Source organism: Halomonas sp. OfavH-34-E (genome assembly GCF_024124525.1).
Lineage (GTDB): Bacteria > Pseudomonadota > Gammaproteobacteria > Pseudomonadales > Halomonadaceae > Halomonas > Halomonas litopenaei.
The window spans coordinates 24,892-48,676 of the sequence record NZ_JAMXRY010000024.1 but is presented as its reverse complement, the minus strand read 5'-3'; the positions used below and the strand labels follow the sequence as shown (position 1 = coordinate 48,676).

Genomic DNA, 23,785 nt, shown 5'->3' with positions numbered 1-23,785 from the left:
ATGATCCGCAAGGCCGTTCTCCCCGTCGCAGGTTTTGGCACACGGTGTCTGCCGGCGTCCAAGGCCATCCCCAAGGAAATGATCACCATCGTCGATCGCCCGGTGATCCAGTACGTGGTACAGGAGGCCGTTGCGGCGGGCATTCGTGACATCGTGCTGGTGACCCACGGCACCAAGAGCGCCATCGAGAACCACTTCGACAAGCATTTTGAACTGGAGGCCGGGCTCGAGGCCAAGGGCAAGACCGAGCTGCTCGAGGAGCTGCGTGCCATCGTTCCTGCCGACGTCAACATCATCAGCGTGCGTCAGCCTGAACCTCTGGGCCTCGGCCACGCGGTGCTGTGCGCCCGTCCAGTGATCGGTGACGACGAGCCCTTTGCCGTGCTGTTGCCCGACGTACTGGTCGATGATGATGGCCTTGAGCGCAATGACCTTGCCGGCATGATCGACGCCTTCGAGCGCACCGGACGCTCCCAGCTGATGGTGGAAGAGGTTCCACGCGAGCTGGTCTACAAGTACGGCATCGTTGCGCCCAAGGGCGAGTCCCCCGAGCCCGGTGAGTCCTGTGAGCTGTCCGGCCTGGTCGAGAAACCCAAGGTCGAGGAAGCGCCCTCCAACCTGTCGGTGATCGGACGCTACATGTTGCCGGGTCGTATCTTCCCGCTGCTGGCCAAGACCCCGCCCGGCGCCGGCAACGAGATCCAGCTTACCGATGCCATCGAGGAGCTGCGCGTCGCCGAAGGCGTGGACGCCTACCGCATGCAGGGCACCACCTACGACTGCGGCCACCAGCTCGGCTACCTGGAGGCGATCCTGGCCTATGGTCGGCGCCACTCCCGCTATGGCAAGGGCTTCACCGAGCTGCTGAAACGCTACGCCGCCGAGGACTGAAGCCATGAAGGTCGTGATACATGGAAGTGAGCTTTCGGCAGCCACCGCTGCCGCCGCGCTCTCCTGGGTTGGACATGATGTCTGCTGGCAACCGCTGGATCGCCGCTGGAGCGAGCTCAAGGATAGTGACTGGCTGATCCGTGAGCCTTCGGTACTGCAACGCCTGACGGAGGCCATGGAGGCCGGGCACCTGACCCTGGAGCGGAACAGCGAGGTCGACGGCCCTGATATCGACGTGCTGTGGCTGGCCTTGTCACCGACCCAGCGCGACGATGCCAGCCGTCTGGTGGAGGAGAACGCCTCGTGTCTTGCCGACGGTGCCATCATCGTCAACAACGCGACCTTTCCGGTAGGGGACACCGAGCGGCTCGAGTCTGTGCTCGAGGGCCAGAACGTGACCTCGGTGGCGCTGCCTGACACCCTCGAGGAAGGGCGCGCCTGGGAAACCTTTACCCGCGCCCGCAGCTGGCTGCTGGGCTGCGACGATGACCACGCCGAGCGCCAGGTGCGAGAATTGATGCGTGCCTTCAATCGGCGTCACGAGGTGTTCAAGCGGATGCCTCGACGCGCCGCGGAGCTGACCAAGCTGGCCATCAATGGCATGCTGGCGACCCGTATCAGCTACATGAACGAGATGGCCGGGCTAGCCGACACCCTGGGCGTGGACGTGGAGTACGTGCGTCAGGGCATGGGGGCAGATCAGCGCATCGGCTATGAATACCTGTACCCCGGTTGTGGCTTCGGTGGCCCCAATTTCAGCCGGGATCTGGTGGGCCTGGTGGATGTCCAGTCGGCCAGCGGCCGCCACTCCGAGTTGCTCGACCAGGTGCTCGAGATCAACGAGCACAAGAAAGAGACGCTGTTCCGCAAGCTGTGGGCTCACTATCAGGGGCGTCTGGAAGGCCGTACCGTGGCCATCTGGGGGGCTGCCTTCAAGCCCGGCACCGCACGCATCGATCATGCGCCCGTGCTGACGCTGCTGCGCGCCCTGTGGGCCCAGGGTGTGCACGTCAGATTGCATGACCCCGCTGCGCTCCCTGCCGTACGTGCGGTGGTCGGTGACCACCCGCTGTTGAGCCTGCATCAGGACGACCCGCTCGACGCCTGCCATGGCGCCGATGCGCTGATGCTGGTCACCGAGTGGAAGGCCTACTGGAATCCTGACTGGATGGCGCTGAAACGACAGCTGGAGGGCGCCCTGATCCTCGATGGTCGCAATATCTATGACCCCCAGTACGTCGCCGCCCAGGGCTTTCACTATCGCGGCATCGGCCGACGTGCCGACCCGGCAACCTGATATATCGCTCAGGCCCTGACAGCCGAACCATCGGCCCGGCACCGGGTCTGGCCCGTAAAGAGCGCAGTATTCACTGCGCTCTTTACTTTGGTGTCTTGTTCTGTCTTGGCCAGACCAGGCCTGGCCCGACCTGAGCTGCTCGAGGTGTCATCGGTCAATGACAGTCGCCGAGATTCTGGGCGACAAGGTCCCAGTGAATCAGCGGCCAGAGTTGCTCCACCGGAGATTTTCCACAGCCAAGATCCATGACCAGCAGCGGCCTGCCCGATGCGGCATCAAGCCGCTGGCCACGCGCACTGATCGTCAGGCTCATGCCACGGTTGGAGTGCAGCAGCCACAGCCAGCCTGGCTGCCGGCTCCCTTGCTCCAGTTCGTCCTCGACCCGCCCGTGCATCGCCTCTCTCAATCCTGTAAAGGAACCGAACGTCTGTGTCAGTTCCTCGTTCAGTCGACCCTCCGGTGCTGTCGGGCGCGGTAACAGGCAGTGCCAGAACAGGGTAAGGTTCCAGGCTTCGACAGCGTGTTCGAGCACCTCACCATGGGCCTTTGACATTACGTCCTCGAGGGACCTCGTAGCCGTGCCTGACCCGCTCGCCCAACGATTGAGCGCTGTCAGATGACGTTGATGGTCCCCCTGGTAGCGATCCTCGACCCAGGCCTTCGAGAGGTAGGGTTCCAGTTGGTGGCTATCGAAGGGCAGCGCGGGCAATTCAAGGATCATGGGGACTCCGGGGTCGTGAACGTCATGGTGAAGCGAGGTATGGCAGGTGCCCCACAGCAAGGCGTTGATAGGGATAGCGCTAACGCGTTATCCGTCTGCCGTGCGTAAATATGGTAAAAAACCTTACACTATCAGCCAACTTTGGCCGCCAAGGCCCGTGGCACGTGATCGGCCCTGAGCCAGCGATGCCATCCGGTGCCACAGTGCCACACGCTGAACCGCAAGGAGAGTTTCATGGGGCATCCACCGGAAGTCGGCCGTCCGGGCGCTATCGTACCCGATCCAGGAGAGAGTGTATCCGCCGCTCGCTATCGCCGGCCCCCGGCGCCTAGACTTTGGCCGTTATGGCTACTGGTGCTGTTGATTATCTGTGCAGTGGGGGCCGCTGGCTGGCTGGCCTGGCAGGAACGTCAGCGGCTCGAGGGTGAGCTGACCCGCTTGAGAGGGGAGTTGTCCAACATTCATGCGCGGTTCGACGCCGAGCAGGGAGAAGGGGACCTGGTGGCGGACATCCAGCGTCGAGTGGCCGAACTCGAACAGCGGGACGATGCCCTGGCCCAGCGACTCGAGTCGACCGCCGAGAATATAAGAAACACTGTTTCCGAACAGGCACAGACAACGCTGGACCAACACAGCAACAACGCCGACACTCTGCAGGATGTCGAAGAGCGTATCGCCTCCATCGCCGATACGCTGGCGGCGACACGCACATCGCTGGGTGCCGTTGAACGAGCCGGCGACAATGCCCGAGGTGCCCTGGAGGCTCGCATGGACCGCTTCGATGATGCCCGCGAGTCCTTTGCCGGCCGGTTGGGGTCGCTGACCACCAGGGTCGATGAGGTGGTAACGCGCCTGGATACCCGACTGGGCCAGCTATTGCCGCGGTTCGACACCCTGGAGCAGCGGCTTGCCTCCCTGGACGAGGACGTTGAAGGCCTGCGCCAATCGCGCCAAGATGGTGCGGAGGAACGTCGCGCAATGGAAGCCAGGCTCGAGCAGCGCCTGGATGCGCTGGATGACAGCGCCCGGTCGCTTGGCGCCGATCTTCGCGAACTGCGTCAGTCCCAGCTCGCGTTCAGCGCCCAACTGGAGGCGCTGCGTTGATCCAGCACCCACGTCAGGAAAGCCAGTCTATTATGGAAAATCGCGTTCCCGCTCGTTCGGGTCTGGGTCCGTTCGTCCGTCGATCAGGGGCCGCCCTTTGCCTGGTCTCGGTGTCGGTGCCGGCCCTGGGCATGGATGCCGAGATCGTCGGTATCGAAGGGGATATGGCCAACAATGTCGAGGTCTACCTGCAAGGGCTCGACGGCAGCCAGTATCGTGTGGAGCGGCTGCGCAACGAGGTGGTTCGACTGACCCAGGAGGCGATGCGGGTCTACGGCTACTATGAACCGCAGATCGAGATGCGTTTCGACCGCGATGACGAGCCCCAGGAGGTCTTCCTCACCATCGACAAGGGGGAGCCGGTCAAGCTGGAAGTGATCGATTTCACCCTGGAGGGCGACGCCCGCGATGACGCCCCCTTTCAGTTGGCGATCGACGCCTATCCGCAAGAGGAAGGCGACATCCTCGAACACGCCCCCTATGAGAGTCTAAAGGGCAGGCTGCAGGGCCTGATCGTGGAGCGAGGCTACTTCGATTGGCAGTTCACCGATGAGCGCATGGAAATTCGCCCCTGGGCCAACAGCGCCCGGCTGTACCTGGGCATGGACAGCGGGCCGCGCTATCGCTTCGGCAGGGTCAATTTCAAGGGCCATCACATCGTCGAGGAACGCCTGCGCAATCTGGTGCCCTTCGACTACGGCGATCCTTACCTGGCAAGCGACGTCGCCGAACTCAACAACCAGTTGAGCGAGACCGAATGGTTCGGCTCGCTGACGGTACGCCCCCGCCTGGAACGCCAGAAGGGCTCCCTGGCGCTGCCCGAGAACGACAATTGGTGGTACTCGGTGGACGTCGCGGAGATCCCGACGCCGTACCAGGGGCCGCGGATCAGCCGCGACGCTCTGGCGGTGGCACTTGGACTGTATCCACCGGAATTCCCGACCATGCCGATCGACGTCAGCGTGACGCCGGCGGATCGTCACCAGTTCGAGGCGGGTATCGGCTTCGCCACCGATGTGGGGCCGCGCCTGCAGTTCTCCTGGGAGCAGCCCTGGGTCAACCGCTACGGCCATAGCTGGACCAATCAGCTATACCTGTCGGCACCGGATCAGCAGTTCAGCGGCACCTACAAGATCCCGCTGGAGGATCCGCTCAACGATAGCTACCGATTGCAGTACGGGCTGCGCCAGCAGGACATCGAGGACACCGAAAGCTTCGAGAGTACTGTCGATTTTGGTCGGCACTGGGTGTTCGAGAATGACTGGGAGCAGACGATCTATCTACGCGCCACCTACGAGGACTTTACCCAGGGGGAGCAGTCCGATCAGGTGCTGCTGCTTTATCCCGGGGTAAGCTGGTCGCGTACCCGTACGCGCAACCCTCAGTTTCCCACCTGGGGCGATCGTCAGAATCTCGAGCTGCAGTACTCCAGCGATGCCTGGGGCTCTGATGCCGAGTTCTTCCGCATGACCGGCGATACCGCCTGGATCCGCAAGTTGGGTGACGACAACCGCTTTATCGGCCGACTGGGTGTCGGCGCGATCAATACCGACGATTTCGAGAAGATCCCCCCTTCGCTTCGCTTCTTTACCGGTGGTGACTCCAGCGTGCGTGGCTACAGCTACGAGTCGCTGTCGCCGGAAGACGAGAACGGCGACCTGGAAGGCGGTCAGCACGAGTTCACCGCCAGCGTCGAGGCCCAGCGCCGGATCACCGGCAAGTGGTGGGGCGCGGCCTTCTTCGATGTCGGTGACGCCTTCTCCGAGTGGTGGCCTGGCGACCTGAACAAGGGCGCGGGTCTGGGCGTGCGCTGGATTTCTCCGGTCGGCCCGATCCGCTTCGATGTCGCCCATCCCTTCGATGACGAAGACGACAATTTCCGGCTGCACTTCGCCATCGGGCCCGAGTTTTGAACCCGATGCTGCTGGCCCCTGACACGAGGCTTCAATGAGAAAAGGACGCGCCCTGTGGGCCCTGACACGTCTGCTGATCTGGCTGCCGTTGACCCTGGTTGGCCTGGTGCTGCTGATTGGCGGCCTGGTGCTGAGTCCCTGGGGCACCCGAATGGCGCTGGATCAGGGCCAGCGCATGGGCTTTCTCGAGTACGAGGCGGTCGAAGGCGCGCTGCTCGACACCTTTGCGCTGGATGGCTTTCGCATGCAGATGGGCAGCCTGCGGCTGTCGGTGGACGCGTTGTCGCTGTCCTGGGCAGAGGACTGCGTTCTTGATGGCCGGCTGTGTCTTGATTACCTGAGGGTGTCGGGTACCGACGTCCGCCTGGGCGAGAGCGAAGCCGCGGAGGAGCCTCCCGTAGAACCCGAGCCGACCAGCGCCGAGCCGGGGCCCCTGGCGCTGCCGTTTCCCGTCGAGATCCGTGAACTGGCGGTCGAGGACGTCGCCGTGCAACTAGCCGACGGCACTCGACTGGCCTGGGACAGCTTCACCACCGCGGCGGTGGCCGAGGGCGATACCCTTAGCGTTCGACCTACGCGCCTGGCGGGTCTTCATCTGACCCTGCCGTTGACGCCCGGCGCCATGCTGGCCCTGAGCGACGCCGAACACGAAGGGCCCATCGTCAGCGCCGAGGCCATCGACGCCGCCATCGCGGTGCGCTCGCCGTTGCCGAGCGAGGCCGCCGCCGAGATGGAAGGGGCCGCAGCCAAGGCCGATGACATCCCGCTGGATGAGCGTGAGCGTCTGGTGCTGCCCGAGGTCACCTTGCCACTGGCCATTGAAGTACCCGAACTGGTGGTCGAGGACACCACCGTCGACGGTGCCTTCGACTACCACGTCGAGCGTCTGGACCTGAGTCTCGATGCCCGCGGTCAGACCGTTACCATCGAGCCCCTGGCGGTGGCCTCCGCCGATGCCGACGCCGAGCTCCAGGCCCGCGCCACGTTGAGCGGCGACTACCCGCTGGAGCTCAATTTTGCCGCCGATCTGTACCTGCCGGAAATCTTCCCGGCGCTGTCCGGCGAGCGGGTCGAGCTGAGTGCAGCCGGCAGTCTGGCCGACCTGGAAATCGACCTGAAGACCTCGGGCCCGGTGGACACCCACCTGGTCGCCCGACTCGACGCCCTCGACCCCACGTTGCCCTTCAGCGCCACCTTCCAGAGCCCCAGACTGCAATGGCCGCTGCCTGGCATGGACAGCCCCCTACCTGAAGGCATCGAAGAGACTGGCGAGGTGAGCGACGCCGAGACAAGCGCACCAGACAATGCTGAAGCTGGCAATGCCACCGCTGCCACGGCCGAGGTGGAGCCGTGGATCGCCCGCGATCTAGATCTCGCCATCGAGGGTTCCCTGACCGGCTATACGCTGCAACTGGCCCTGGCCGCCGAGGGACCGGATGTACCGCCAACCACCCTGGCCCTTCAGGGCCAGGGGGATCTTTCACAGTTTGCCTGGGCGCCGCTTGAGGTCGCACCGGAGGGCGCCGGCGCTCTCAGCACCGAGGGACGTGTCGACTGGTCTGACGGCGTCTCGGTGGAGGCGGCAGCGACCCTCACGGGCCTTAATCCGGAACCCTTCGTCGAAGGGCTCGCGGGGGATATCGACGGCACCCTGCAGGTGGCATTCACCCAGACCGATGAGGGTTGGCGGGTGGAGGTGCCGGCGCTGGATATCGAGGGTACCCTCGATGGCCGACCGCTGTCGCTGGAGGCCCAACTCGCCGGCAACAGCAATATGCAATGGGACATCGACAGCCTCGATTTCCGCCAGGGCGACAATCGCATCCAGGCCGTCGGCCAGGTCAGCGAGTCCAACCTCGACGTCGACGCCGAGATATCACTGCCGGATATGGCGAGCCTGTATCCGGGGCTTGCCGGCCAGCTATCCGGAGACATCACGGCCAGCGGCAGCCTCCAGGCGCCCCAGCTTGACCTTGCCTTGAATGGCAGCGGGGTAGCGTTTGAGGAAAATCGTGTCGGCGAGCTGTCGCTGTCCGGCCGTGTGGCCGGAATCGACGACCCCGAGCTCGATATTGGTCTTGAGGCAAGACAGGTCGAAGCCGGTGGCCAGCGATTCTCCGATATCGCCCTGGATCTCGATGGGCGGCTGTCGGATCACCGCCTTGAGCTCACCGTGGAGGGCAGCGAGGACGGGCCACTCAACCGTCTGGTGCTGGCCCTTGACGGGGCCATGAACGAGGCCCGCGACCGCTATCAGGGCACCTTGTCGCCGCTGGAAGTTACGCTGCCCCAGGGCGATATCGCCCTCGATGATCCGCTGAGCTTCGAGGCCGACCTGGCCGCGGGGTCGGTCCAGGCCGAGCCCTTCTGCCTGGCACGTCGCCAGGGCGGCGCCGTGTGCATCAGCGAGCCGCTGAGCGCCTCGGCGGACGCCGGCTCGCTGACTCTCGAGATCAATGAGCTGCCCATGGACCTGGTCAACGAGGCCTTGCCTGAGGGCTGGGCCATCGACGGCGACACCGGCGCTCGTGTCGTCGCTGGCTGGTCGGCCGGCGGCAGTCGCTGGCAGGCCGACGTCCAGGTCGACAGCGAGGTCAGCGTGACCGGCGAGGACGCCTATGGCCAGCCTTGGTCGGTGCCTGCCACCAGCATGTCGCTCAGTGCAGACGCCAGCGAGGCCCGCATCGACATGGACCTGGCGCTGTCACTGGCCCAGAGCGGCGATATCGACCTGGCCCTGGCCATCGACGATCCCATGGGACGCGGTGGCCTGGACGGCACCCTGACCATTACCGACGTGCGCCTGGCACCGTATCAGCCATTGGCGGCCGGCCTCGATGAACTCGAGGGCAGTCTTGGCGGCACCATCCGTATCGCCGGCAGCCGCGAGGCACCCGACCTCAGTGGCGACATCAGTCTGACCGGGCTCAGGGTCCACGGTGGTGATATCCCCCTGGCGGTCACCGACGGACGGCTGGATATCGCGCTGTCCGGCGACAGCGCGCGGATTTCCGGCCATGTGGACGCCGAGGAAGGGCGCCTGAATATCACCGGTGACGCCGCCTGGCCTGACGGTAGCTGGGAGGCCAACATGGCGCTGTCCGCGGTGCAGGATCCACTGCTCGCCGCCATGCCGGCCTTCGGCAAGCTGAAGCTGGCCCCGGACCTGACCATCACCGCCAACCCCTCGCGACTGCGGGTACGTGGCGAGGTGCGGATCCCCTGGGCCAGGCTCAAGGTCGGTGACGTCCCGGCGTCCGCGGTCACCCCGAGCGGTGACGAGATCATCATCACCCGCGAGATGGACGAGGAGGCCAAGGAGGCCGAACGGCGTGCCCAGGAAGACCCGGTAGGAGAATCCACCGCCGAGGCCATGGCCGAGGCGGGCATGGCCATCGACATCCGCGTACGGCTGCTGCTGGGACCCGACATGCGCCTGAGCGCCTACGGTCTGCAGACCGAGCTGGAAGGGGATCTGGAGGTGCGCCAGAACAACGGGCCGCTGCAGTTGTTCGGCGACGTCAGCCTGGTCGATGGCCGCTTCCGCGCCTACGGCCAGGATCTGCAGATTCGCCAGGGCAAGCTGATCTTCGCCGGCCCGCCGAGTCTGCCGACGCTGGACTTCGAAGCCATCCGTAACCCGGCCAGCACCGAAGACGGAGTGATCGCCGGTCTCAAGGTCACCGGTACCGCCAGCCAGCCCGATCTGGAGATCTTCTCCGAGCCGTCGATGGACGAGTCTCGGGCGCTGTCCTACGTGCTGCGCGGCCGGGCGCCGGATGACAGCGGCGACTCCAGCGGCGCCCTGACCTCGGCGCTGATCGGCCTGACCCTGGGCAAGACCGGGGGGGCGGTAGGCGCCATGGGTGAGGCCTTCGGCATCCAGGACCTGTCGCTGGATACCTCCGGCAGTGGCGAGAGCAGTCAGGTGGTGGTCAGCGGCCGTCTCACCGACCGTCTGGAGGTGGGCTACGGCGTCGGCATCTTCTCGCCCATCGCCGAGCTGACCCTGACCTACCAGCTGTGGCGGAGCCTCTACCTGGAAGCGGTCTCCGGCGCCGCCCAGGCGGTGGACCTGATCTACACCTGGAGCCTGCCGGGAGATCCTCCGGAACTGCAGTGACCAAGCGCGCAGCACAGCACGCAACACACTGCGTAAACCACAAGAGCCCCGGCCATGGCCGGGGCTCTTGTGTGTACAGGATAGATAGGGAGACTGACGTTGGGTTTGAAACAGTGGCACTGGCCAGTCTCTTATCATTGTATCCTGTAACGTGTCGCGCTACGGTTACCTGATGATCATCAGCTTTCAGCACAAGGGACTTGAGGCATTCTATCGAACCGGCACCACCCGAGGCATCCAGGCCACCCACGCGTCCAAGCTTCGACGCATCCTGGCGCTGCTCGATGTCGCCTGTCGGCCGGAGGATCTCAACCTGCCCTCGTTCAAGTTGCATCAGCTCAAGGGGGCGCTTAAAGGCTGCTGGTCTATCCGTGTCAACGGTAACTGGCGCGTGACGTTTCGCTTCGCGGACGCAAATGTGGAGTTGGTCAATTATCTCGATTACCACTAGGCGCTGTCCGAAAAGCGCCCGTGGCTATCGACGTCTCGGATACTTCCCCGCTTGGGGAACGCCAAGTCTTCAGTTTCTTCAAGATAAGGAGTCAAGAACATGATGAATGAACCTCCGCATCCCGGAGAGCTGTTGCGCGAGGATGTCATCGAGGAGCTTGGCCTATCGGTAAAGGAAACGGCCGAGCGACTAGGGATGTCACGCGTCGCCTTGTCACGGGTCTTGAATGGAAGAGCGGCAATCAGTCCTGAGCTCGCGTTGCGCCTGGAAACCGCAGGTGTCAGCACCGCTTACGCCTGGCTCGCCATGCAGACAAACTATGATTTGGCACAGGCCCGCAAGAAGCCGCAGCCGACGGTTCAGATGTTGCAAGCAGAGACGGATTCACCCTAGTGGCATCATGGGCAGTCCTGCATAACTGCTTAGTCTGGTGTCAGCGACAGCTCCTGCAGGTAGCGCGCCAGCCGTCGGCCAAGCCAAGGGCGAGGGCGGCGAGGGCCTGGCTCCATGAATCCGACATGGCCGCCGCGTTCGGCGACTTCCAGGGTCACCAGCGGCGAGCGAGCCGGGAAGCGCTCGATTAGGTCGGCCGGCATGAAAGGATCGTCACGGGCATGCAGCATCAGGGTGGGAACGGCCACCCGATCGAGCACCGGGCCGCTGGAGGCGCGGGCATAGTAGTCATCGGCGTCCAGGAAGCCGTGCATCGGCGCCGTGATGACGTCGTCGTAGTCGCGCAGGCGCTTAAGCCGGCGCACCTGCTCGACGCTGACCTTGAGGGAAAGCTCACCGCGTTCGAGCCGAGGTATCACCTTGCGCTTGAGCGAGGCCAGCAGGTGGCGTTCGTAGACCCGTGAAAAACCCTCGCCCAGGCGCTGGGCGCAGGCCGCCAGATCCAGCGGCGCGCTGATCACCACCGCGGCGTCGAGCCCCAACGAGTTCGCGTCCTCTTCGGCGACCAGCCGTAGCAGCATATTGCCCCCCAGCGACACGCCACCGGCGACCTTGGCTGCCTCGGGATAGCGATCGCCAAGTACCTCCAGCAACACCCTGGCGTCCCCGGTATCGCCGCTGTGGTAGGCGCGCGGAAGACGGTTGGGGCGAGAGCCGCAGCCACGGAAGTGCATCAGCAAGGCCCGATAGCCCTGGTCTCTGGCCGCCGCCAGCAGATCGTGGGCGTAGGGCGAGGTGATTCCCCCCTCGAGGCCGTGGAAAAGCACAAAGACAGGGGCGCGGGGGTCCTCGGGTTCCGGTCGCACCCAGCTAAGCTCTACCTCGTCACCGTCGGGCAGCGCGAGAAACTCCTGCCGCCAGTCCACCTCGGCGGGGCGGAGCACGCGTGGCAGCAGCGTCTGGACATGCGGATTGGACAGCCAGCGGGCGGCACGAAAGCCGCCCGGTGTTGCTGCATCCGCGCGAAGGCCCGAGGTGGCCTGGGGCAAGCTTGAATGGGCGTCAGGCTGGGGCAAGGCAAGGTCTCCGGGGGCATCGGGGCGTCATGGTTGAGCCTCGGCGTCGAGGGCGTGAGCACACAGCTCCTGCCAGGCGGCGTCGACCGCCGCGCGACGGGTCGAGAGGTGGCGATACAGGCGAATATCGAAGGATACCGTCCAGCGCGGTGGTCCTGCCGCCACCAGCGCGCCGGAGGCCAGCGCCTCGCCCAGGCTGCGCTCGGGCAACCAGCCCAGGCCATAGCCCAGCGCGACCAGTTCTCGGATATTGCCGCTCTGTACGCTCTCGTTGAGCACCGTCAGGGTAGGGGCGTCGCCGAGTCGGTCCAGATGGGAGCGGATGGCGGCATCGATCATGCCCCGGGGATGATAGGCGATCAACGGCAGGGCGCGCCCCTTGCCGCCTTCCAGCGCAAAGCGAGGCTGGCCGCTGGCATCCGGCAGGCACACCGGCATAAAGCGCTCGCGGCCGATGACGCAATAATCGGTGTCCTCGTTGGCCAGTTCCAGCGGATTGCCGCTGGTCGGCCAGTAGCACAGGGCAAGATCGATCTCGCCGGAGGCAAGTCCCTGAAAATAGTCGCCCACCAGCCAGGCGGTGGCACGCAGGTAGGGCTGCAGCGGCGGTGGCGACTGCCAGCCGCTGAGCCACTGGGGCAGGAACTGCGCCAGCAGGCTCTGGGGTGCCCCCAGGCGTAGCTGTCCGGCCTGTTCCTCGGCCATCTGCGCCAGTCGCTGGCGGGTCAGGTCGACCCGCCGGGTGACGTCGTGACACATGGCGAGGAAGGCCTCGCCGGCCGGCGTCAGCGACAGCGGCAGGGTCTGACGGTTGATCAGGGTGGTGCCCATCTCCTCTTCGAGCAGCTTGATGCGCCGGGAGAAGGTGGGCTGAGTCACGTTCTGTTCTTCGGCGGCACGGGAAAAATGACGCGTGCGGGCCAAGGCGAGAAAGTCTTCCAGCCAACGTATTTCCATGGAAGTGTCACCTGTCCTGCGAAACGTCGATTGTGCCAGATAACCCGATGCCGGGCGTACCCGGCGTCGGCGTGTTGCAGGTGAAGGCGATGGGAGGTCAAGGCAGCGGTCAAGACAGACGACCTTCCTCGACACCATGACAGGCGACCTGACCGCCCTCGTCGGTGGCGATCAGACGGGGGATCTCCCGGCGGCAGCGCTCGTTGGCGTGGGGGCAGCGCCCGTGGAACACGCAGCCCGAGGGCAGGTTCACCGGGGTCGGCACCTCGCCCTGCAGGCGCAGGTGCTGGGGACGGTCGTCCTCCAGGCGTGGAATCGCCGACATCAGCGCCTGGGTGTAAGGGTGACGCGGGCGGGCGAACAGCGTCGCCGTGGGCGCCACCTCGCACACGCGGCCCAGGTACATCACCGCCACCCGGGTACCGAAATGCTCCACCACCGCCAGGTCGTGGGTGATGAACAGGTAGGTCAGATGGTGCTCGCGCTGGGCTTCCATCAACAGGTTCAGCACCTGGGCCTGGATCGACACGTCCAGCGCCGAAATCGGCTCGTCGGCGACGATGAACTCCGGATCCACCGCCAGCGCCCGGGCGATGGCGATACGCTGTCGTTGGCCACCGGAGAACTCGTGGCCGTAGCGCGAGCCCCAGTCCGGGGCGATGCCTACCGAGCTCATCACCTCGTGGACCTTGTCGACGACCTGCTGTGGCTTCCAGTCGGGGTGGTGAAGGCGGATCGGCTCTTCCAGCGTCTGCTGGATGGTCATGCGCGGATTGAGCGAGGCGTAGGGGTTCTGGAAGATCATCTGCATGCGCTGACGGAAAGGCAGCAATGCTTTCGAATCGAGATGATCGATACGCTCGCCGTCGTAATGGATCTCGCCGGCGCTGGGCCGCAGCAGGCCCATCACGGTACGCGCTACCGTCGACTTGCCGCAGCCGGACTCGCCCACCACGCACAGCGACTCCCCGCGGCGGATGTCCAGGTCGACCCCGTTGATCGCGTGCACGTGCTGTTGCTCGCGCACGATACGCCCACGCCGGAACTTGAGCTGCTCGAGGAAATCCCCGGACAGTGAAAAGCGCTTTTCCAGCCCGCGGATCTCGAGCAGGCTGTCGCCTCCAGCGGCAGGGTTCATGTCGGCGGGGCCGTCCTGCTGAATCGGCTCGGTCGGCGGTTTGACGGCTGCCTGAGTGGTCTGGCTCATGAGTTGTCCTCCCTGGCCACGATGCGTTCGGCATCCTGCATCTCGGCGACCATATGGCAGGCCACCTCACAGTTGCCGGAGCGCACGAAGGCCGGTACCTCGGTCTTGCAGGGTGTCCGTTCGCTGCCGTCTTGGCGCTGGGTAAAGTCGCAGCGCGGATGAAATGGACAGCCGCTGGGGAGCTGGCTCAACGACGGCATGCTGCCGCGTATCTGGTTGAGCCGCTCGCCCGGGGTCGCCATCTGGGGCAGGGCGTTGATCAGTCCCTGGGTGTAGGGATGCTGCGGATCATTGATGATCTCTCGAGTCGGGCCCTGTTCGATCACCCGTCCGGCGTACATCACCAGCATGCGCTGGGTCACCTGGCTGACCACGCCAAGATCGTGGGTGATCAGGATCAGGCCGACGTTGTGCTTCTCGCACAGCTCCAGCAACAGCGCCATGATCTCCGCCTGAATGGTCACATCCAGGGCGGTGGTGGGCTCGTCGGCGATGATGATATCCGGGTCGAGCAGCAACGCGATGGCGATGATGATGCGCTGACGCATCCCGCCGGACAGCTCATGGGGATACTGGTCCAGGCGTTTTTCCGGCGACGGGATCTGCACCTGCTCGAGCTTGCGCAGCGAGATCGCGCGGGCTTCCTTGCTGGAGATTCGGCGGTGGGCCTTGAGGCATTCCACCATCTGCTCACCGATGGACAGCACCGGATTGAGCGTCATCATCGGATCCTGGAAGATCATCGAGATGCGGTGGCCACGCACCTTGCGCAGGGCGCGTTCACCGAGTCCGGTCAGTTCCTGGCCATCGAAGGTGATGCTGCCACCGGCGATATAGCCCGGCTTGGCGATCAGATTCAGCAGGCTGAAGGCGGCGACCGACTTGCCGGCGCCGGATTCGCCCACGATGCCCAGACGCTCGCCACGATCCAGGCTGAACGACACATCGCGCAGTGCCTTCACGTCGCCCTGTCGCAGGGCGAAGCGCACGTCGAGGTGATTGACGTCGAGTAGTGCCATGATGTCTACCTCAGCCCTTGTACAGTCGTGGATTGAGCACGTCGCGCAGCCAGTCGCCGAGCAGGTTGATCACCAGCACCAGCACCACCAGCACCAGGCCCGGAATCAGGGTGATCCACCAGGAACCGGACTGGATGTAGTCGAAGCCGGACTTGATCAACGAGCCCAGCGACGGCTGGGTCTCGGGCATGCCGAGGCCGAGAAACGACAGCGCCGCCTCGGAAATGATGGCGTTGGCCACCTGCACGGTGGAGATGACGAAGATCGGCGACAGGGTGTTGGGCAGGATGTGACGGAACATGATCCGCCGGCTGCGCAGGCCCATCACCCGGGCGGCGTCGACGTACTCCTTGGAGCGCTCTGCCAGCACCGAGGCACGCACGGTACGGGCGTACTGGGGCCATTCGGCCAGGCCGATGATCAGCACCAGCAGCCACATGGCATAGTCGGAGTAGGTGGCGCCGCCGAAGATCGCCTTGAACAGGGCGCCCACCACGATGGCCACCATCAACGTCGAGAACGACAGCTGGATATCTGCCAGGCGCATCAGAAAGGCGTCGACGCGCCCACCCAGATAGCCCGCCAGTAGACCGAAGCACACCCCCAGGGTGGCCTGCAGCGCCACGGCGCCGAAGCCGATGACCAGCGACACCCGCATGCCGTAGAGGATGGTCGAGAGCAGGTCGCGCCCCTGGGAATCGGTACCCATCAGGTACTGGGGGTCGGCGCCGTCGATCCAGAACGGCGGCAGCTCGGATGCAAGGATGTCGATCTGGGCCAGGTCGTAGGGATCGGCCGGCGCAAGCCAAGGCGCCAGCAGCGCGGCCAGGACCATCACCACGAAGATCAGAAGACTGGTCTGGGCGATCAGGTCGCGTTTGAAACTGTACAAGAGGTAGGAGTCGCGAAACCGCTCCCACCGGCTGCTCGTCGCAGTGCTCTGGGTGCTCATGCGGGCTTACCTGTCAGCTTGACGGTGGGATTGACCAGGCCATAGATCAAGTCGACCAGGGTGTTGGTGATCACGAAGATCAGGCCGACGATCATCAGGTAGGTCACGATCAGGGGGATGTCCGAGCGCTCGATGGCGTCGAGGAACATCAGGCCCATGCCGGGCCACTGGAACACCGTCTCGGTGAGGATGGTGTAGGCCACCAGGGTGCCGATCTGCACGCCGCCGACGGTGATGACCGGCAACATGGTGTTCTTCAGCGCGTGCAGGAAGTAGATGCGACGCATCGAGATGCCCTTGGCCCGGGCGAACTTGACGTACTCCGACTGCATCACCTCGAGCATCTCGGCGCGGATCAGGCGAATGAACAGCGGCAGCATGATCGAGGCCAGCGAGATGGCCGGCAGCACCAGGTAGGTCAGGCCTTCCAGCGAGGCGAAGTTGGTGGTCCAGGTGCCGAACACGTGGATCGGGTCGCCGCGACCGTAGGCCGGCATGCCGCCCTCGGTGGACAGCAGGCCGTTGAGCCAGGCGCCCCAGCCGGTATCGGCGGGGAAGGGCGTGAAGCTCACGCCGATGGCGAACAGCTGGATCAACACGATAGCGGTGAGAAACACCGGGATGGAGATGCCGATGATCGACACCCCCATGAAGAAACGGGACAGCCAGGCGCGGGGCTTGATCGCGCTGTAGACGCCGATCGGCACCGACAGGAAGATGATCAGGAGGGTCGAGGCGAATACCAGCTCGAGGGTCGCCGGCAGGTGTCGCAGGACCACTTCGGTAGTCGGCTCGTTGTAGATGTACGAATAGCCGAAGTCGAACTGGGCGGCGTTGACGGCGAAACGGAAGTACTGCACCAGGAAGGGATCGTTGAGCCCCAGTTCCTCGCGCAGCACCTCGCGCTCGCTCTCGGGCACCGACTGACCCACCATCTGCTGGATGGGATCACCCAGGTTGTCCTGGATGGCGAAGGCGATCACGCTGATGACAAACATCACCAGCAGCGCATGAAAGAGGCGCTTGATCAGAAATGCGATCATGGGGATTGTCCAGGGTACAGGCGCTCGACTCCGCGACCATGTCACGGAGCCGAGGCAGCTGCTGAATGGGAGCTTGCAGGCACCGCGTGGCGGTGCCTGTCGTCTTACTCTTCTTCGATGACCAGATCCCCGAGATAGGGGAAGTTCATCACGTTGACCACCGGCTCGATGTCGACGTTGGCCGCAGAAGCCCAGGCCAGATTCTGCCAGTGCAGCGGAATGAAGGCGGCATCGTCGTAGAGGCCCTGCTCGAGCTCACGCAGCATCTCGCCACGCTTCTCCAGATCCACCTCGAGGTTGGCGTCGACCATCAGCTGGTCGAGCTCCTCGTTGCAGTAGTTGCCGGCGTTGTACTGGCCGCCACCGCTGTCGGCGTCCGGACACTCGGTCAGGTACTGGTGGAAGTTGGCGGAGTCTTCGGTGTCGGAGTGCCAGCCGATCATCATCATGTCGGCGGCGCGATCATCGTACTCGCCCCAGTACTGGGCCTTGGGCAGGGTCTTCAGGTCCACCGTGACGTTGATCCGCGCCAGCATGGCGGCTACCGCCTGGGCAATCTTGGCGTCGTTCACGTAGCGGTTGTTGGGCGCCATCATGCTGACCGAGAAGCCGTCCTCATAGCCCGCTTCGGCCATCAGTTCCTTGGCCCGGTCGAGATCGAAGCGCGGCTCGAGATCCGGGTTGTGGCCGGAGTAGCCCTCTGGCGAGAACTGGGCGGCCGGGGTGGCGAAGCCCTTCATCAGACGATCGGCGATGCCTTCCTGGTTGATCGCGTAGTTGAAGGCCTGACGCACGCGCGGGTCCTGGAAGGCCTCGACCCGCTCCTGGTTCATGTGGAACAGGATGATGCGGGTGCCCGACATGGTCACCAGATTGGTGTCCTCGTCGCTCTCGATACGCTCCAGATCGTTGGGCGGTACCGGCGCGATGAAGTCGACGTCACCGGACAGCAGGGCGGCGACGCGGGTGGCGTTCTCGCCGATCGGGGTCAGGGTGATGGCGTCGACGTTGCCCGGGGACTCGCTGTCCCAGTAGTCATCGAAGCGTTCGAAGTCGACCCGAACGCCCTGCTGGCGGTTGGTCACCTGGAAGGGGCCGGTACCGGAGATGTTGCGCGAGGCGTAGGAGTTGCCGTTCTTGACGATCTCGTCCTTGGCCTTGCCGCCGTCGGTCTCGCCGGAATAGAACTGGCTGTCCATCGGGAAGATGTAGGTGGCCATGTTCAGCAGCAGCGGGTTGGGCCGCTTGGAGACGATCTCCACGGTGTGCTCGTCGACCACGTTGACCGTCTCGATGGGCTCGAAGATGGCCTTGAAGTCCGGGCTGCGCTTGAGGCGCTCCACCGTCCAGGCGACGTCCTCGGCGGTGAAGGGGTTGCCGGAATGGAAGGTGACCCCTTCGCGCAGGCTGATGCGCATGGTGGTGTCGTCGACCTGCTCCCACTCGGTGGCGAGTCTGGGCTCGAACTCGAAGTCCTTGGTCCAGCGCACCAGCGGATCGAAGGCCATGTGCGACAGTTGCAGGATACCGCCGGAGAGCTGCTCATGGATGTCCAGCGACACCGGATCGGCGTCGTAGGCCATGCGCAGGGTGTTTTCGGCCAGTGCGGTCTGGGGCAGGGCAGCCGTCAGCATGGCGGCACCGAGGGCACCGGCCAGAAGGGTCTTCTTGAACATGGAAGGAGTTCCTGCTTGTTGAGGTTGTTGTAATTGCCAGTCGGACGCCTTGGTCAATGTTGTAAGCGCCGGCTAGTCAATGTCCTGCATCAACATAGTGAGGTGTCGCGTTTAAACACAATCGAAATTGTGACAGCACCCATGCGAGGAACGAATATGGGCCCGGGGAGCGTGTCTTCAAGGAGCAGACAAGCGCTGAGCGACGAGAAGGTGGCGCAGACAGAAAAGTAAGGGGAAATAGAGGAGCTGAGGTAGCCGGCGGAGGCGAGTGAGGTAACCGCAAGTGCAAGCGCCCCCGAACGAGATTCGGGGGCGCGAAAGGGCAATCGACACAGCGCCGAGGCGACAGTGGTGTCCAGGGTCGCCTGGCGGTCAATCGGTCAGTTCAGACCAGCCGTCACTGCTGGGGCGGGCAGACGCGGTCGATGCGATAGAGCTGGGCGACCTGATCCAGGCCGTGCACGCTGCATTCCAGATCGGTGACACGACCGTCGCTGAGGCCATAGACCCAGCCATGCACCGACAGCGCCTGGCCGCGCTGCCAGGCACGCTGGACGATCTTGGTACGACACAGCGTCTTGACCTGAGACTTGACGTTGAGCTCGCACATGCGATCCACCTGTTCGTCCAGCGGCAGATGCTCGAGTTCCGAGCGATGCATGCTGTAGAGTTCGCGTACGCTGTGCAACCAGTTGTCCACCATACCGTTCTCGCCGCCGGTGACCGCAGCGCGCACGCCGCCACAGTTGTAGTGGCCGACGATCATGATGTGACGTACCTTGAGCACGTCCACCGCGAACTGCACCACCGACAGGGCGTTCATGTCATTGTGATAGAGCAGGTTGGCGACGTTACGGTGGACGAACACCTCACCCGGGGGAAGGTCGATGATCTGGTTGGCCGGCACGCGGCTGTCGGAACAACCGATCCACAGATACTCCGGGCTTTGCTGCTGAGCAAGGCGGGCAAAGAAATCAGGGTCTTCCTGGCAGATTCTGTCGGCCCAGGCCCGATTATTGGCGAGCAGATTGTCGATATCACTCATGAACTTTCCCCGTGCAAGCAGTGGATGGCTAAAGTGGTGCATGTTTTTACCCCCCTCGGTCAAGGTGGTCAAGCACCCTCCCGTGGTAGCCAGCCCGCTGGTATCATGGGAAGGTTTCCCATCCTGGTGGGCCTCGAGGCAGGTCCCTGGTAGGCCAGGCCCCTAATGATCCGACAGCGGTCCCGACAACAAGGGCCCCAGCAACAGAATCAGGAGACGCAAGTGTCACAATTCGACTATGACCTCTTTGTCATCGGTGCCGGCTCCGGTGGTGTCCGCGCTGCCCGTACCGCGGCGGCAACCGGGGCCAGGGTGGCCGTCGCCGAGGATCGCTACCTCGGCGGTACCTGCGTCAACGTGGGCTGCGTGCCCAAGAAGCTCTACTCCTACGCCGCACACTTCCACGAGGCTTTCGACGACGCTCGCGGCTTCGGCTGGCAGCTCGACCAGGCGCCGAGCTTCGACTGGGCGACCCTGCGCGACAACAAGATCGGTGAGATCAAGCGACTCAACGGCATCTACGGCAAGCTGCTGGACAACGCCGGGGTGCGCCTGATCAACGGTCGCGCCAAGGTGGTGGACGAACACCGTGTCGAGGTTGGCGGCGAGACCATCAGCGCCGAGAAGATCCTGGTGGCGGTGGGTGGCTGGCCCTGGGTGCCGCCGTTCCCCGGCAGCGAACTGGCCATGAACTCCAACCAGATCTTCGACCTGGACGAGTTTCCCAAGCGCTTTCTGGTGCTTGGCGGCGGCTATATCGCCGTGGAGTTCGCCAGCATCTTCAACGGCCTGGGCGCCGACGCCCACCTGCTGTATCGCGGTGAGCTGTTCCTGCGCGGCTTCGACCAGGAGGTGCGCGAGTTCACCCGCGACGAGATGGCCAAGAAAGGCGTCAACCTGCACTTCAACACCAACATCGAGTCCCTCGAGAAGGTCGAAGGCGGGATCAAGGCCACCCTGACCAATGGCGAGACCCTTGAGGTGGATGCGGTGCTGTCCGCCACCGGCCGCAAGCCCCATCTGGAAGGCCTGGGTCTGGACCAGCTCGACATCGCGCTCAACGAGAACGGCTCCATCCAGGTCAACGATCGCTTCGAGACCTCGGTGCCCTCGATCCTGGCGCTGGGTGACGTGACCGGCGGTCCTGAGCTGACGCCGGTGGCCCTGGCCGAGGCCATGCATCTGGTTGCACACCACTACGGTGACGCGCCCAAGGCGCCGATGAACTACGACAACATCGCCACTGCGGTGTTCTGCCATCCCAACATCGGCACCGTTGGCCTGTCCGAAGAGAAGGCCCGCGAGGTGTGCAAGGCGGTCCGCGTCTACAGCGCCGACTTCCGTCCCATGAAACACACCCTGTCCGGCAGCGATGAACGCTGCCTGATGAAGCTGATCGTCGACGACGAAAGCGACGTGGTGGTAGGGGCGCACATGGTCGGCGAGGAGGCCGGCGAGGTGATCCAGGGCATCGCTATCGCCGTGCGTGCGGGCCTGACCAAGGCAGATTTCGACGCCACCGTGGGCATCCACCCAACCGGCGCCGAAGAGTTCGTCACCATGCGCACGCCGACGCGTACCTGAGACCGGCGTCACGATACGACAAGGGCACCTGTGGGTGCCCTTTTTTGTGGCCTTTTCTCGCCGATCCGAAAGGGCCGACTATACTGCTTCAGGCGGACGAAATCGTCTCGTTGGAGAGGCAATCGATTACGCCAAAGGGATAGGGGAGGTGAGCGGCAGCGATCGCTCCGAGCCGCCATGAGACGTGGCCTGGCGCCGCTCGCATAATTTTTTTTTATGCTTCCAGGGGTTAAGAATAATCCAGATTTTGAAATGTCATACTCGACTGTTATAATGGTTGTCCAAATTCGCTACAGCGAAGCATAACGAACATGACCGCAAGCACTGAGCCCTTCACACCATCAGCCGACCTCGCCAAGCCTACGGTGGCCGACGCGGTGGTGGGTCACGAAGCGGCGCCGCTGTTTATTCGCAAGTCTACTCCCGAGGATGGCTGGGGCATCTACGAGCTGGTCAAGTCCTGCCCGCCCCTGGACGTCAACTCCGCCTACGCCTACCTGTTGCTGGCCACCCAGTTCCGTGACAGTTGTGCCGTTGCCACCAACGAGGAAGGCGAGATCGTCGGCTTTGTCTCCGGCTACGTGAAGTCCAATGCTCCGGACACCTACTTTCTATGGCAGGTCGCGGTGGGCGAGAAGGCCCGCGGTACCGGCCTGGCCCGCAGACTGGTCGAAGCCATCCTGACCCGCCCTGAATTTGCCGAGGTCCACCACCTCGAGACCACCATCACACCGGATAACCAGGCTTCCTGGGGCTTGTTCCGCCGCCTGGCCGATCGCTGGCAGGCGCCGTTGAACAGCCGCGAGTACTTCTCTACCGACCAATTGGGTGGAGAGCACGATCCGGAAAACCTGGTGCGCATCGGTCCCTTCGACACGACGCGTATCTAACGGCTTCCAGGGTGGTGACAGGGCGCCAGCGTCCGTCGCCACCGATACCCGATAACTTCCCCTACGAACCCGACAGGAGGTCGCAATGCAGACCCAGATCCTCGAACGCATGGAATCCGAAGTTCGTACCTATTCCCGTTCCTTTCCGGTGGTCTTCACCAAGGCGCAGAACGCTCGCCTGACCGACGAGGAAGGCCGCGAGTACATCGACTTTCTGGCCGGTGCCGGCACCTTGAACTACGGCCATAACAACCCGCACCTGAAGCAGGCGCTGGTCGACTATCTGGCCACCGACGGCATCATCCACGGTCTTGATTTCTGGACCGCCGCCAAGCGCGACTATCTGGAGACCCTGGAAGAGGTGATCCTCAAGCCGCGTGGTCTCGACTACAAGGTCCACCTCCCGGGGCCGACCGGCACCAATGCCGTCGAGGCTGCCATTCGCCTCGCTCGTGTGGCCAAGGGTCGTCACAACATCGTGACCTTCACCAATGGCTTCCACGGCGTGACCATGGGGGCGCTGGCCACCACCGGCAACCGCAAGTTCCGCGAGGCGACCGGCGGTATTCCGACCCAGGGTGCGGCCTTCATGCCCTTCGATGGCTACATGGGTAGCGAGACCGATACCCTGGACTACTTCGAGAAGCTGCTCGGCGACAAGTCCGGTGGTCTCGACGTGCCCGCCGCGGTCATCGTCGAAACGGTCCAGGGCGAGGGCGGCATCAATGTGGCCGGCCTGGATTGGCTCAAGCGTCTCGAGGGCATCTGCCGCGACAATGACATCCTGCTGATCATCGATGATATCCAGGCGGGCTGCGGTCGTACCGGCAAGTTCTTCAGCTTCGAGCATGCCGGCATCACACCGGACATCGTCACCAACTCCAAGTCGCTGTCCGCACTCGGCCTGCCGTTCGCCCACGTGCTGATGCGCCCGGAGCTCGACAAGTGGAAGCCGGGTCAGTACAACGGTACCTTCCGTGGCTTCAACCTGGCCTTCGTCACCGCTACCGCTGCCATGCGCAAGTACTGGAGCGACGATACCTTCGAGCGTGACATCCAGCGCAAGGCGCGGATCGTGGAAGAGCGCTTTCAGAAGATCGCCGCCTGGCTTAGCGACAAGGGGTATCCGGCATCCGAGCGTGGCCGCGGCCTGATGCGCGGCATCGACGTGGAAAGCGGCGATATCGCCGACAAGATCACCGCCAAGGCCTTCGAGAACGGCCTGGTGATCGAGACCAGTGGCCAGGACGGTGAGGTGGTCAAGTGCCTGTGTCCGCTGACCATCACCGACGAGGATCTGATCGAAGGTCTCGATATCCTCGAGCGCAGCACCCACGAGGCGCTGAGCTGAAACAGGATACGCCCGCAGGCTATCTGCGGGCAGGCGCCAGCAGCAAGGTGCCGCTGATCCTGCCCTGAGCAATATGTAAAGCGAGGGCTCGC

Annotated in this window: 19 protein-coding genes; 10 read left to right on the top strand and 9 right to left on the bottom strand. The window is 64.0% G+C overall.

The features are described from left to right. Both galU and NH448_RS12110 read left to right on the top strand, forming a co-directional pair. Positions 1-891, top strand: coding sequence for a UTP--glucose-1-phosphate uridylyltransferase GalU (gene galU / locus NH448_RS12115; protein ID WP_045992053.1), 891 nt, complete (start codon positions 1-3; stop codon positions 889-891). Positions 892-895: 4 nt separating this feature from the next. After that, positions 896-2,188 carry a nucleotide sugar dehydrogenase gene (locus tag NH448_RS12110; RefSeq protein ID WP_045992054.1) on the top strand — a complete coding sequence of 431 codons (1,293 nt, stop codon included), beginning with the start codon at positions 896-898 and terminating at the stop codon, positions 2,186-2,188. A 154-nt stretch (positions 2,189-2,342) separates the two neighbouring features. Here NH448_RS12110 and NH448_RS12105 read toward each other — a convergent pair whose 3' ends face one another. Further along, complete coding sequence (locus NH448_RS12105) at positions 2,343-2,909, bottom strand: Fe-Mn family superoxide dismutase (protein ID WP_083970298.1); 567 nt, start codon at positions 2,907-2,909, stop codon at positions 2,343-2,345. 234 nt (positions 2,910-3,143) lie between these two features. Here NH448_RS12105 and NH448_RS12100 point away from each other — a divergent pair, with 234 nt between their 5' ends. From NH448_RS12100 to NH448_RS12080, 5 genes are all read left to right on the top strand, one after another. Next, positions 3,144-4,013 carry a hypothetical protein gene (locus NH448_RS12100; RefSeq protein WP_124804730.1) on the top strand — a complete coding sequence of 290 codons (870 nt, stop codon included), beginning with the start codon at positions 3,144-3,146 and terminating at the stop codon, positions 4,011-4,013. A 32-nt stretch (positions 4,014-4,045) separates the two neighbouring features. After that, positions 4,046-5,926, top strand: a complete 1,881-nt coding sequence (locus NH448_RS12095; protein WP_253028799.1) for an autotransporter assembly complex family protein — start codon at positions 4,046-4,048, stop codon at positions 5,924-5,926. 34 nt (positions 5,927-5,960) lie between these two features. Continuing rightward, positions 5,961-10,049, top strand: a complete 4,089-nt coding sequence (locus tag NH448_RS12090; RefSeq protein ID WP_045992056.1) for a translocation/assembly module TamB domain-containing protein — start codon at positions 5,961-5,963, stop codon at positions 10,047-10,049. A gap of 172 nt (positions 10,050-10,221) precedes the next feature. Further along, on the top strand, positions 10,222-10,500 hold the full coding sequence (locus NH448_RS12085; RefSeq protein WP_045992057.1) for a type II toxin-antitoxin system RelE/ParE family toxin: 279 nt from the start codon (positions 10,222-10,224) through the stop codon (positions 10,498-10,500). A gap of 99 nt (positions 10,501-10,599) precedes the next feature. After that, entirely contained in the window at positions 10,600-10,893 is a 294-nt protein-coding gene (locus tag NH448_RS12080) for a HigA family addiction module antitoxin (RefSeq protein WP_045992058.1), read from the top strand. Between the two features lie 29 nt (positions 10,894-10,922). Here NH448_RS12080 and NH448_RS12075 read toward each other — a convergent pair whose 3' ends face one another. From NH448_RS12075 to can, 8 genes are all read right to left on the bottom strand, one after another. Then, positions 10,923-11,969 (bottom strand): hydrolase, encoded by a 1,047-nt coding sequence (locus NH448_RS12075; protein WP_239452523.1) that lies wholly within the window; start codon positions 11,967-11,969, stop codon positions 10,923-10,925. Positions 11,970-11,996: 27 nt separating this feature from the next. After that, positions 11,997-12,926, bottom strand: coding sequence for a LysR family transcriptional regulator (locus NH448_RS12070; RefSeq protein WP_045992059.1), 930 nt, complete (start codon positions 12,924-12,926; stop codon positions 11,997-11,999). A gap of 109 nt (positions 12,927-13,035) precedes the next feature. After that, positions 13,036-14,064: an oligopeptide/dipeptide ABC transporter ATP-binding protein gene (locus NH448_RS12065; protein WP_045992090.1), complete on the bottom strand. Its 1,029-nt coding sequence runs from the start codon at positions 14,062-14,064 to the stop codon at positions 13,036-13,038. A gap of 65 nt (positions 14,065-14,129) precedes the next feature. Next, a complete protein-coding gene (locus tag NH448_RS12060; protein ID WP_045992060.1) occupies positions 14,130-15,152 on the bottom strand; it encodes an ABC transporter ATP-binding protein in 1,023 nt (340 codons plus the stop codon). A 10-nt stretch (positions 15,153-15,162) separates the two neighbouring features. Then, the gene (locus tag NH448_RS12055) at positions 15,163-16,104 is read right to left on the bottom strand and encodes an ABC transporter permease (protein ID WP_045992061.1); all 942 of its coding nucleotides are present in this window, start codon (positions 16,102-16,104) and stop codon (positions 15,163-15,165) included. Continuing rightward, the gene (locus tag NH448_RS12050) at positions 16,101-17,147 is read right to left on the bottom strand and encodes an ABC transporter permease (RefSeq protein WP_045992062.1); all 1,047 of its coding nucleotides are present in this window, start codon (positions 17,145-17,147) and stop codon (positions 16,101-16,103) included. Before NH448_RS12050 ends, NH448_RS12055 begins: the two co-directional genes overlap by 4 nt. Positions 17,148-17,251: 104 nt before the next feature. Then, positions 17,252-18,823 carry an ABC transporter substrate-binding protein gene (locus tag NH448_RS12045; protein ID WP_045992063.1) on the bottom strand — a complete coding sequence of 524 codons (1,572 nt, stop codon included), beginning with the start codon at positions 18,821-18,823 and terminating at the stop codon, positions 17,252-17,254. A gap of 397 nt (positions 18,824-19,220) precedes the next feature. After that, on the bottom strand, positions 19,221-19,868 hold the full coding sequence (gene can, locus NH448_RS12040; protein ID WP_045992064.1) for a carbonate dehydratase: 648 nt from the start codon (positions 19,866-19,868) through the stop codon (positions 19,221-19,223). 222 nt (positions 19,869-20,090) lie between these two features. Between can and gorA the strand changes: the two genes are divergently transcribed. The 3 genes from gorA (at position 20,091) to ectB (ending at position 23,693) form a co-directional block, all read left to right on the top strand. Next, positions 20,091-21,452 (top strand): glutathione-disulfide reductase, encoded by a 1,362-nt coding sequence (gene gorA, locus NH448_RS12035; protein WP_239452524.1) that lies wholly within the window; start codon positions 20,091-20,093, stop codon positions 21,450-21,452. A gap of 311 nt (positions 21,453-21,763) precedes the next feature. Next, the gene (gene ectA / locus NH448_RS12030) at positions 21,764-22,342 is read left to right on the top strand and encodes a diaminobutyrate acetyltransferase (protein ID WP_045992066.1); all 579 of its coding nucleotides are present in this window, start codon (positions 21,764-21,766) and stop codon (positions 22,340-22,342) included. Between the two features lie 85 nt (positions 22,343-22,427). Continuing rightward, complete coding sequence (gene ectB / locus NH448_RS12025) at positions 22,428-23,693, top strand: diaminobutyrate--2-oxoglutarate transaminase (RefSeq protein WP_045992067.1); 1,266 nt, start codon at positions 22,428-22,430, stop codon at positions 23,691-23,693. The last annotated feature ends 92 nt before the right edge of the window (positions 23,694-23,785 follow it).